The organism is Paenibacillus mucilaginosus 3016 (assembly GCF_000250655.1).
GTDB lineage: Bacteria > Bacillota > Bacilli > Paenibacillales > NBRC-103111 > Paenibacillus_G > Paenibacillus_G mucilaginosus.
The window spans coordinates 7,737,577-7,749,324 of record NC_016935.1; the positions used below are offsets into that span (position 1 = coordinate 7,737,577).

The following is an 11,748-nucleotide window of genomic DNA, read 5'->3' on the forward strand; positions in this document are numbered from 1 at the left end:
AAGGTGAGGCTTCTTGTTACGTCCGGCACGCTGTGTTATCTTGCCAGGCTGAAGTCGAAGAAGAACGGCGCGCGTGCGCCCAGAAGCACATCGTAGATCTCGTGATTCGTCTGCGTAATGCCCGTAAGCATCTGCTTGTACGGCCGGTCGGCAACATTGAGGAGACCGGAGTTGTACCGCTCCCCGTACAGCCCGGACCAATAGCGGCCGGTAGCCGCCTGATCGACGTAGTTGAACCAGTGCGCCCCGACGACGAATCCGAGCGACGCCGCGCCCTCCACATAATTGCGGTAGCGCAGCTGCCGGTCGTTCTCGGTCAGCGCAGAGCCGGCTACGATCGCCTTGAGCCCCTGCTCCGCCGTACCGAAGCTGAACTCGCTGAGGAGAATCGGACGTCCGCCGGATTTGGCGTACACGTCGTTCATCATCGTTTTGTCCAGCGAGTAGCTGTAGTGGTTGATCGAGATCACATCCACATACTTGCCTGAAGCGGCGGCGAGGAATCCGCGCACCTTCACGTTCTGCGATGGCGTGGTCAGCCACCGGTCACCGAGCAGCAGGTGGTTGCTGTCATACTTGCGGAAGAGCTTGTTCACCGTGCCGTAGAACGTATCGAGATACATCTTGAAGAAATGGTCCATATCCGTGGTCGGCGCCCCGGTCTTCGTAATGAGCTCAGCTTCCTTCAGCTCCTCGAACGAGTAGAACTTCGTCCCCCAAGCCGTATTGAAGGCACCGATCGTCACGTACTTTTCCTGCAGGTACTGCACGAGACGGCCCTTGATCGCCGCCGTGCTCGCCTTCAGCTTCGGCACGGTCGTATTGAACACATGATAATCGTACTCGTTATCGATGAAGTAGCCGATGAGCAGCGGATCGTCCTTCAGCGCGGGAAGCATGCTCGCGAACGCCTTGTCCATGAGCGCTTCGGCATTCGGCGCATAAATATCAAAGAGCGAGATGCCAGGCAGCTTCGCCCAGGTCATATTCGCGAGCGGCAGCATCGCCGTGTACGGGAAGCTGTTCTCCTGGGCAAAGTTCGTCGGCGCCCAGGCGCCCGCCCCGTTGAAGCCCCACTTCTTGATCCGTTCGACCGCTTCCGTATAGAAGCTGCTGCCGAGCACGAATTTGCCGGTTTTGCGGTACTTGTTGGCCACATAATAGGAGAAGTTATCCTGCGAATTGATGAACGCAGGCTTATACTCGCTCGAGTAGCTCGGCAGCCATTCATACTGGTCTTCGCGCCCTGCCACCATCGTGTAGGTCTCGTTCGGCGTAATGCCGTTCATCCCGAGGGAGAAATAAATGTTGCCCTCCGGCGTGGTCATCACCTTCCGCCCGGCGGCCTCCTGAATCCCGAAGAAGCCGGTGGCGGCCAGGCCGTACTGCGCGGCGCTGCCGGCAAGCCCCCCGAAGCGGTCCCGGTTCTGCGGCTCCTGCAGCGATCCGTAATAGAGCTCGTCCGCCTGCACGTCCGCTTTCAGCTCCGCATCGCTTCTGACCTTGGACGGGAAGTCGGCGGACACCATCTGGCCGTACCGGTCCACCTGGATGCTGGTGTTCCCGTTCACCGTAAATGTGCGCACCGGGCTTTTTTCGTAGCCGCTCTTGACCGCATAAGTCTCCAGCTCCTTGTACCCCGTCAGTACGATCGGTGCGGTGTACGGCTGGAAGGCGGAGGCCGCATCGCTGCGGTAGTAGATCTTGGCCGGGCTCGCCGGCGAAGTCAGCGTCACATTCATGGCGCCGGAGGCCAGGGAAGTCTGCAGATCGACCGAAGCGGTATGCTGGTTTATCGTGATCTTGGACATCTGGGGCGTCCAGGCCTTGGCGGTGCCGCTCATCTCCACCTTAAGATAGCGGGTGCCGGCCGGCAGTCCCCAGGCTTCATAAGCATACTGCTGCCAGTTCGAGATCGCCTTGCCGACCGGATAGATCGTCGTGGCTGCCTCAGTATACGTCTTGCCGTCCGCCGATGCGTAGATCCGCTGGGGCTCCATCGCCACGCCGGTGAAAAAGTGGGTGTAGACGGTGAACGAGCGGATATCCTGATCGAGCTTGTACAGGACATGCCCGGGGGCCGTCGTGCTCCGCGTCATCCGTTTGGTATCCCCGCCGAAGTAAGCCGAATCGGCCCCTTCGATGCGCATATTGGCACGGCTGGCGAGCTTCGTGAAATCGGCAAGCTCATCCACCAGGCCTGACGGCGGCAGCGCCGGAGTCACCTTCAGGAACGGGGCCGTGGCACCGGTCTCGCGGCTCGCCAGGGTGGTCATCCGGTCCGCTGCGTTCACGATCGCCAGGCTCAGCTCGGTCTTCCCCAGCGCCTTCTGCTCCCGGGCATAGGCCGTGATATCGAATTGGAGCCAGCCGGCCGGAGCCATCTCGAGCGTCTGCTCGGTGAGCGGCTGCACCGCCGTCCGGTTCAGGGGCTTGTTCGTATACTTGAGCGTGCTCTCGGTCCAGGCACCGGCGACCGGATACACCTGCAGTCTGGCCGGTGTCCGGACCGTGTCGTTCGTTGAGGCGTAAACGTTAAGCGTCACGGACTGTGCGTCTTCGCCGATGCTCGTCAGGTTGAATTTCATATAGGAGTGGCGGTCCCGGCTCGATTTGGCCTGCAGGGCGGCGGCGGTGCCGTAATTCGTCGCGGATGCGCCGCTGTCGACGAAAGCATCCTCCTTGGCGGCAACCACCGGCTTCTCCGCACTCTGTCCCACGTATCGGAACGTCGAGACATTGCCCGTAACCGTCGCACCGTCCGGAGCCGTCATTTCGGCCGCAGCTTTGAGCAGCAGATAGTCTGCCACAGGGACCGGAGACTCATACTTCCGGCGGGTGCCGGAGGTCAGAGGATCGCTGCCGTCCGTCGTATAGTAGATCGACGCGCCCGGAGTCGCCGAGCTGAGAGCCGCAAAACTGCCTTCCTCGACAATGCCCGCAGGAAGCGAAGAGCGTACAGCCGCCGGTCCGTTCAGCACCACTTTGCCGATCGACGGGGCCTTGGCCAGTACCGCTGAAGAGTATTGAATCTTGAGGTACCGGGTCTCAGCCGGCAGGCCGGTCAGCTCATAGGCCAGCTGATTCAGATTGCCCCCGTTGTCATACATCTCGGGGAACACCTTCGTATACTTGATGCCATCGCTGGACACGAAAAAGTAAGGGTGGTCATAAGGCTTGTACGCCGGATTATAATAAGCATTGACGGTGAAAGACTGCAGCGGACTGTTCGTGCGGTAGACGACGAACTCGCTGAAGGCGGAGGATTTCTTGATCCGCGTCGGGTCGTCCGCATCCGCAGCCACCTGCAGACTCAGCGTACCGGCATATTTGTAGGTGCGGCTCCAATCCTTCAGCTCGTCCACGACGATCTCGGAAGCTCCGCTGCCCAGAGCGGAAGATGGGATCAGGGAGGCGAACAGGGAAAGGGACAGCAGCGAAGGCAGTATCGGTTTAAACCGCTTGGTCATTATTGATCCATCCATTCTCGTTGGATTTTGGGAGTACAGTTATAGAAAGAACGTTCTATATAACGAACATCCGACTGCACAAAGCTCTTTCTTCCGAGAATACCGCAGCTGCCGAGTGGAGTTGGAGGAAGTCGATGAATGGGATGCATAATTGTCGATTTTGGTCGAATAACGAATGATCCATCTCATTATAACTGCGCATTCTCTCTTATACCATCGGCAAAATTCGACTTTCATTTCATAGTTCACCCCAAAAAAACCAAAAAAGAGGTGCCTAAGCACCTCTTTCCTCTCTATCCTTATCTTCCCTCAACTAAGGTCTCATGCCTTGAGACCCCCATCCTCCCAGCCCTTCTACTCCTGGAATGGACCTGTCTTGCCCATCACGACATCATAGATCTTGCTGTGGGTGGCCATGATCCCCTCGAGCAGCTGCTTATAGGGGCGGTCGGCCACGTTCACCAGGCCCGAGTTATAGCGTTCTCCGCCATAGCCCTCCCAGTACCGGCCCGCTGCCGCCTGGTCCACATAATCGAACCAGTGGGCGCCGACCACATAACCGAGGGCTGCGGCCCCTTCCACATAGCTGCGGTACCGGAGCTGACGCTCATGCTGGCTGGCCGCCGACCCCGGCACGATCGGCTTCAGGCCCTGTTCCGCCGTTCCGAAGCTGAATTCGCTGAGCAGGATCGCCTTGCCGCCCGACTTCGTATGCACATCGTTCAACATGTCCTTATCCAGCTGCGCGCTGTAATGGTTGATCGAGATGGCGTCGAGATATTTGCCGGAGGCTTCGGCGAGCAGTCCCCTCACCCGCACATTGGCCGCCGTCATGGTAATCCAGCGGTCGCCGAGCAGCAGATGGTTTCCGTCATACTGGCGGAACAGGCGGGAGACCGTGCCGTAGAACGTATCGAGGTACAGACGGAAGAACGCGTCCATATCGAGATACGCCTGTCCCGGGCGGACCGTCAGCTCGGCGTCATACAGCTGGTCGAACGAAGTATAAGGCGTCGCCCATGACGCGTTGAAGGCCTCCATCGTGACATATTGGCTGCGCAGCATGTCTACCAGCTTGCGCTTCATCGCCGTATGGCCCTTGAGCTTCGGCACCGCCGTATGGAATTTGTGATAGTCGTACTCGTTATCGATAAAATAGCCGATCAGCATCGGGTCATCCTTCAGCGCAGGCAGCGCGGCGGCGAAAGCCTTATCCATCTGCTCCGCGGCGCCCGGCGCGAAGATATCGAAGAGCGAGAGGCCGTCCAGCTTGCCGGCGGTAACGCTGGCCATCGGGAGCATCACCGTATAAGGGAACGATTGGCCGCGGACCACCTGAACCGGGGTCCAGGCGCCGGCCCCGTTGAAGCCCCACTTCTTCAGCCGTTCCACCGCTTCCGTATAGAAGCTGACCGTGGAAGGAATCCGTCCGGTCTTGCGGAATTTGTTTGCGAGATAATACGAGAAGTTGTCCTGCGAGCCGAGGAAGGCGGCGCGGTATTCACCGGTAAACTGCGGGATCCATTCGAAGTTATGCTCCCTGCCGGTCACCTTCGTATACGTTTCGTTCGGTGTAATGCCGTTCATCCCCAGAGAGAAATACACATTTCCCTCCGGCGTGGTCATCACTTTGCGCCCTCCCGCCCTGCGGATATCGAAGAATCCGGTTTTGGGGATCCCGTAGGTCCAGGAGCTTCCCTTAAGCCCCCCGTACGCATCCCGGTTTGCGGGAGCCTGCAGCGAGGCATAGTACGCTTCGTCCGCCGCCGCATCTGCGGCAAGCTCCTCATCCGACCGGACCTTCCCTGCAAAATCCGTGGAGATCACTTGGCCGTAGCGGTCGATCTGCGCCTGTCCGGTCGCGTTGATCTTGAAATGGCGGACCGGGCTGGCCTCCAACCCATTCTTGACGGCATACGCCTCGATTGTGTGATAGCCTGACAACGTGATCGGTCCGGGGTAGGTCTTGAAGCCGCCTTCCCCGTCAGTGCGGAAGAAAATCTGCGCCGGGGCGGACGGTGTCGACAGCTCGACCTTCAGCGAGCTGTCCCCCGGAGCCGTGTTCACCTGTACCGATGAGGTATGCTGGTTAAGACTGGCCCTCGACAGCTGCGGCGTCCAGGATTTGCTGTCGCCGGACATCTCCACTTTGACATACTGCGTCCCTTCAGGCAGCGAGGAAGCTTCATAGATATACTGCTGCCAATTCCCTGCGGCCGAACCCGAAGGGTACACTGTGGCCGGCAGCTCCTTGTAAGTCACCCCATCGGCAGAAGTATAGAGCCTGTTGTGAACGATCGGGATTCCCGTATAGAAGTAGCTCGATACCATGAACGACCGCACGCCCGATTCCAGCCTGTACACGATGAAGCCGGGCTGTGTGCTCAGCCGGGTAAAGCGGCTGCCGTCCCCGCCGAAGTAAGGGGCGTCGTTCGTGGAGATCAAGATATTCGAGCGCTTGTACAGCAGGGCGAAGGAGTCCATCCCGTCGACCACACCGGATGGCGACAAGCCGCCCCCGGACGTAATCTTCAGGAACGGGGCGCGGTCCCCGGTTTCTCTCGAGGCGATCTGCGTCGTTCCCTGGGTACCGTTGCGCAAGGCCAAGGTGATCGAGGTCCGCCCGAGCGCCTTCTGCTCTCTCGCATACTCGGTCACATCGAACTGCATCCAGCCCGGCAGACCGTAAGCGAGCGGCTTGACCGCAAGCGGCGTATCCGACAGGAGAGCCGGCCGGCTCCGGTAGGTGACCGAAGCCTCGTCCCAGCCGCCGGCAGCCGGGTACAGCTGCAGGCTCGCCGGCTCGCGCGTGCTGTCCGAAGCATAGCCGTGCAGCAGCAGCTTCGCGGTATCCGAGAGGGCATTGAAGTTCTGGAGGCTGAAGGTGAAATAGGCATCCTTGACCCGGCTGTGCCGGACGCCCAGGTTCTGAGCGCTGCCGAAGGCCTTGTCCGGCTGGGCCTCGTCCACCATCGTATCGGCAGCGGCCGCGACCCGGATATCCTCCGGCCCCATCGCCGCATAATTGAATCTCGAGATCCGCCCGCCGATCTTCCGGCCCATCCCGTCGGTGATCTCGGCGTGTGCGGCCAGATCCAGCACCTCCGAGGCCGGGATCTCCAGCGGGGCTGTATACAGTTTGCGTGCCGAAGAGGTCTTCGGGTCCGTGCCGTCGGTCGTGTAATAGATCGAGGCGCCTGCCGTAGGTGTCGACAGGGCCACCTGGGTGCCGAGCGCAGCGATCCCCGAATAGACCGAAGCCTGTACGGAAGCCGGGCTGCCGAGCACGACCTTGCCGATCGAAGGGGATTTGAGGATGACCCCTCCTCTATAACGAATCTTGAGATAACGAGCACCTGCCGGAAGATCCGAAGCCTCATAGACAAGCAGGTTCAGATGGCCTCCGTCCTCATACTGCTGCGCGATAACTTCCTGGTAATTGACGCCGTCCGAGGAAGTGAAGAATTGGAGATGGTCATACGGTTTGTACAACTCATTGATGTAGGTATACACGGTGAACGACCCGAACCCGTAGGGAGCCTGATAGATCAGATATTCGTTATAAGCGGCGCTCCGCTGCACACGCGTAGGATCGTCGGCATTGGTCATATTGGAGAGCAGGCTTAATGTGGAGGACCGCTTGTACGCCACATCCCAGCTTTGAAGTTCGTCAATCACAGCCGGGGGCCTGGTTTCTGCAGATGCTGCTGGAGGAGGGAGAGCCGGCAGACCGATCAGGATGGCGCTCAGCAGCAGTCCGGTTCGGACTCTAATCTTATTCATCATGAGGGCAGCATCCTGCTTTCATGCTTACGGCTTGCGGATGTACCTGAGTTCATTACAGTATCGATCTCCTTTGGTTTTCTTTTTTTATCTTTGTTTGTGTTGGTCTCCAATCCTAAAGATAATTTTACATTTGGGAAGGGCGAACGGCCTTGAATTTTTTGTCGATTATCAGGAATTATATGTCGGAGCCGCACGAAAGGACACGGCGTCCGTTCTCTTTAGCCCTATGCAAGTCATTTTTTGTAAGAAAAAAAAGAAAATCCCCTGCCTGACGGCTAGGGGATCGAATGATACTTCCTCGACGGAGAAGCCGCTTCCTGCTGCTCCTTATTCTGTTTGCGGAATTCAGTTGGCGTGACGCCGTGCGTATCCCGGAATACGCTCGCAAAGTAATTCGGATCGTCATACCCCACACCGGCCGCCACCTCGGAGATCAGCAGATCGGTACCCGTGAGGAGCCTTTCCGCCTGCTCCATGCGCAGGCGGGTCAGACAGCCGGAGAACGTCTCCCCGGTTTCCCGCTTGAAGAGCTTGCTGAAGTAGGCCTGGCTCATGTGAAAGCGCTCCGCCATGTCGCTGGCGCTGCAGGCTTCCATATAATGCTTCTGCAGGTATGCCAGCGTCCGGCGGATAATGCCCCGGTCCGCATGGGAAGGCCGGCTGCCAAGCCCCTTCGCCATGCGGGCGAGCGCACCCCCGGCCCATTCCGCGGCCTCCTGTGCCGTGAAGAGCGCAAGCACCTGCTCGAGACAGGCTTCATAATCGAACTCGGGCGCGCTCGGCCCGAGCTGGCGCTTAAGCGACGCATGGGCTCCGGTGACCAGCCGCAGGGCCTCCAGCTTGGCTTCGGCCGGCGGCAGGAAGGCCAGCTGCTCGGCGAGCGAAGCGGCCTCCCGCTTCCAGAGAGCGAACCTGCCGCTCTGCAGGTATTCCCTCCACCGCGCCTGACGCTCGGCGGCCGGCCCGGGCTCCGCAATGCCGGCAGGCTCCGGCTCCTGGGCCGCCTGCCGCCTCTCTTTGACCAGACTATGGACGTAGGCCCTGCGGAGCAGTCTCAGAATTCTCTCCTGGCTGCAGGGCTTTGCGATCATGTCAAAGATCCCATGCTTCCAGGCCGCCTCCGCCTCCGCAAGCTCCTTATCTTCCGTCATCACGACAAGCAGCGGCTTCACCCGGAGCTCCTGCAGACGCCGGGCCAGCTCGGCGCCGTCCAGCCCGGGCGTTGCCAGATCGCACAGAATCAGATGGGGACGGGTCTGCCGGATTTGCTCCCAGGCCTGCTCGCTGCTGCCGGCCTCGCCTACGACCGACCAGCCTGTCCCGCTGCCTTCGACTAACGTGCGCAGCCAAGTCCGGAAGAATGGCTGCCCATGGGCTATAAGCAATTTCCTTTTCAACATTCGGTCCCCTTTGGTTCTACCGGCGGAGTTTCTCGGGTGCGATTAGGAATAGGAACGGCGGTGCCGCTGCCGGTGGTTTATATTTCCATTGTACACGAACAAGGTGCGAACGTCATGATGCTCGGGATACGGAACAGCCATTCCGCTCTGTTCGGCACCGTCTAGGACCTCCGGCCCCATAAGACGGCTCTATTCGGCGCCGGGAATCCAAGGCCGCATGCTATGAAAAAGGGACACCCCCACCCCGGCCAAAGCCTTGAGTGAACGGCGCCCCTGAGGGTCACACGCGAAATTTACGGATCAGGTCAGACAAATCTTCGGCCATGCGGCTGAGCATGGTCGAGGAGGACACAATCTCTTCCATCGAAGCGAACTGCCCTTCCACGTGGTGGGACACCGAGTGTGTGCTCTCCGCTGCAGCGGCCGCGACCTCCTGGACGGAGTGCATCGTCGACACGGCGCTGCGGGACTCGGCTGCGATCGCCTTCGTCTCTTCGGATACCCGCAGCATCTGGCCGGCCACATCGTCGACGGCTTCATGGATCCGGCGGAAGGCGGCTCCAGCCTCTTCCACGATGCCGATCCCGCGGGACACTTCCTGTGAACCCGCTGCCGCCCCCTGCACGACCGCCGCCGTCTCCGAGCGGATGCCCTCAATCAGGCGGGCAATCTCCGCCGCCGCTTCCGTCGTCTGCATCGACAGCTTGCGGACTTCGTCGGCCACCACGGCGAAGCCGCGTCCGGCCGCCCCGGCCCGTGCCGCCTCGATCGAGGCGTTCAGCGCCAGCATGTTCGTCTGCTGGGCGATGCCGGCAATGAGCTCGTTAGCCGCCATAATCTGCGATGAACGGCCTCCCAGCCGCTCGACTGCCGCCGACAGCTCCTGCATCTTGGCGAGAATGGACTGCATCTGCCCCATGGCGGAGCGGATCGCTTCATCCCCGGAGGAAGCCGTGCGGCGCGCCTCGGCCGAAGTGGCATCCGCCGCTTCCGTAATGCCGGTGATGCTGCCGAGTTGATACGACACGCCCTCGATGATGCCTACACCGGCCTGCACGCTGCCGACCTGCTGCTCCGTGCCGGCCGAGATGTCCTGCACAATCTCGGTAATCTGCTGAAGCGCCTCGCTCACCTGCCCGGAGCTGCCGTTCAGCTCTTCGGCGGCTGCGGCCACTTCCTGCGCGGATTGCCCCACGCGGGAGACCATCTCGTGCAGGCTGGCCTTCATCCGGTTGAACGCCCCGGCCAGCTCGCCGATCTCGTCCCGGCTCGTGATGCGCAGATCGCCAACGGTCAGATCACAGTCGGCGATCCGGCCGGCGGCCTGGACCATCTCCCGCATCGGACGGACGATGCTGCGGGACAGCAGCAGACCGATCGTTATAGCGAACAACAGGACGAACAAACTGATGACCAGCATCGAAGTCTCCGTCGCATCCACGACCTCCGAGTTCTCCGCTTGGCGCTGAGCCAACAGAGCCTGCTGCTGCTCGCTGATCTGCCCGGCGGCCTGCTCCAGCGTCTGCGTCGTGGGCACAGCCCACATCAGCGCCTCGGTCCGGGCCAGCCCCGGCTCACTACGGTCCACGTACTCCGTCACCTTCTGGGTCAAACGGGCGAACGTCTGGTTCGACTCCCCCATCTTCTGCACTTCGCTAAGTGTCTCTTCGGTCAAAGCCAGACCTTCGAGCTCCTTGATCTTGCCGCCGAGCTGCTCATTGAGCGCCTTGAGCGAGGTCTCCTTCTCCTTGGACGGCTCCACCAGGTAGGCGAACAGCATGCCGTTCTGCTGATGGGTCAAGGCCAGCACCTCGCCCACCCCCTCGAGCATGCTCGAGTTGTCCTCCAGCAGAGACGAATAGGAATGGTCGATCTTGTTCAAGAATGAGTACGATATGCCGCTGGCCGCCGCCGTCAGCAGGGCGACGGCTACGAATGCCCCTACCACCTTTTGTCTGACACTGATCTTCACGAGACCCTCTCCTCCAAAAATATGAAAACGTATCCATCTCTTCTAGTAGAGAAAGCTGCCGGAGAGCCCGACAGCTTTCAACATTATTCTACAATATCGATTACTTCTTCGCCAAGTACTTGCGGATGTCAAATGCTACCGCAGCGACGATGATCAGACCCTTGATGATCAGCTGCCAGTAAGGGCTGATGCCGATGAACGTCAGACCGTAGTTGATGACACCGAAGATCAGTACGCCGGCCAGTACGCCTGGTACGGTACCGATCCCGCCGGCCGTGGATACCCCGCCGACGACGCAGGCTGCGATGGCATCCAGCTCGTACATGTTCCCGTAGTTGTTCGTTGCGCCGCCTGTTCTTGCGGCTTCAAGTACGCCGCCGAGACCGTAGAGGGCGCCGGCTGCACCGTAGATGTAGATCAGGTTGCGGGCTACGTTAATCCCCGATACCGTAGCAGCCTGGATGTTGCCGCCGATCGCGTACATGTTCTTGCCGAGACGGGTCTTGTTGAATACGACCCATACGATCACGGCGATCAGGATGGCGATGATGACGATGTAAGGAATCGAGTAAGGACCGTTCGGACCGATGAAGCCGGTGCCGAGGTTCGTGAAGTCTTTGCGCAGACCGGCGATCGGCTGCGATTCGTTCGGCTTCATATCGAAGTAGAGCGAGTTGACACCGTATACGATAACCATCGTACCGAGCGTTGCGATGAACGGCGGTACGCTGAGCTTCGCGACAACCCATCCGTTGATCAGACCGACAACCAGACCTGCCAGAATCCCCACGACAATCGGAATAAACAGTGCAATCTCACCGAGCTCCGGATAGAACAGGCGCGGATAATCGCTCGCCTGCAGCATGGAAGCGGACAATACGGCACTTAAGCCGACGATCCGGCCGGATGACAAGTCCGTTCCGCCCGTGATTAGAATGAAGGCAGCGCCCAGCGCGATGATGGCGCGGGTCGAGTTCTGCAGCAGGATATCCCGCAGGATGTTGATCGACAGGAACGTCGGGTCCTTGATGGCGATCCCGATAACGAGCAGGATCAGTACGATATAGATGGCGTTCTGTGTCAGAAACCCGTCCGAGTTTTTTGGTATTCATAGTAAGCT

General features: G+C 59.9%; 5 protein-coding genes. All 5 read right to left on the reverse strand.

Going from position 1 to position 11,748, the window contains the following annotated elements:
- Window positions 1–35: 35 nt before the first annotated feature.
- The 5 genes from PM3016_RS32140 to mglC all read right to left on the reverse strand — a co-directional run bounded on the left by PM3016_RS32140 (window position 36) and on the right by mglC (window position 11,736).
- Window positions 36–3,470 carry a CBM96 family carbohydrate-binding protein gene (locus tag PM3016_RS32140; protein ID WP_014372260.1) on the reverse strand — a complete coding sequence of 1,145 codons (3,435 nt, stop codon included), beginning with the start codon at window positions 3,468–3,470 and terminating at the stop codon, window positions 36–38.
- 354 nt (window positions 3,471–3,824) lie between these two features.
- Window positions 3,825–7,256, reverse strand: a complete 3,432-nt coding sequence (locus tag PM3016_RS32145; protein ID WP_014372261.1) for a CBM96 family carbohydrate-binding protein — start codon at window positions 7,254–7,256, stop codon at window positions 3,825–3,827.
- Between the two features lie 275 nt (window positions 7,257–7,531).
- A complete protein-coding gene (locus PM3016_RS32150) occupies window positions 7,532–8,656 on the reverse strand; it encodes a helix-turn-helix domain-containing protein (RefSeq protein ID WP_013920627.1) in 1,125 nt (374 codons plus the stop codon).
- A 280-nt stretch (window positions 8,657–8,936) separates the two neighbouring features.
- Window positions 8,937–10,628, reverse strand: a complete 1,692-nt coding sequence (locus PM3016_RS32155) for a methyl-accepting chemotaxis protein (RefSeq protein WP_013920629.1) — start codon at window positions 10,626–10,628, stop codon at window positions 8,937–8,939.
- Between the two features lie 100 nt (window positions 10,629–10,728).
- The gene (mglC, locus tag PM3016_RS32160; RefSeq protein ID WP_041619325.1) at window positions 10,729–11,736 is read right to left on the reverse strand and encodes a galactose/methyl galactoside ABC transporter permease MglC; all 1,008 of its coding nucleotides are present in this window, start codon (window positions 11,734–11,736) and stop codon (window positions 10,729–10,731) included.
- Window positions 11,737–11,748: the final 12 nt, after the last annotated feature.

Coding starts and splice junctions, on each gene's coding strand:
- PM3016_RS32140 (WP_014372260.1), bottom strand. CDS start 3,470: ATGACCAAGCGGTTTAAACCGATACTGCCTTCGCTGCTGTCCCTTTCC.
- PM3016_RS32145 (WP_014372261.1), bottom strand. CDS start 7,256: ATGATGAATAAGATTAGAGTCCGAACCGGACTGCTGCTGAGCGCCATC.
- PM3016_RS32150 (WP_013920627.1), bottom strand. CDS start 8,656: ATGTTGAAAAGGAAATTGCTTATAGCCCATGGGCAGCCATTCTTCCGG.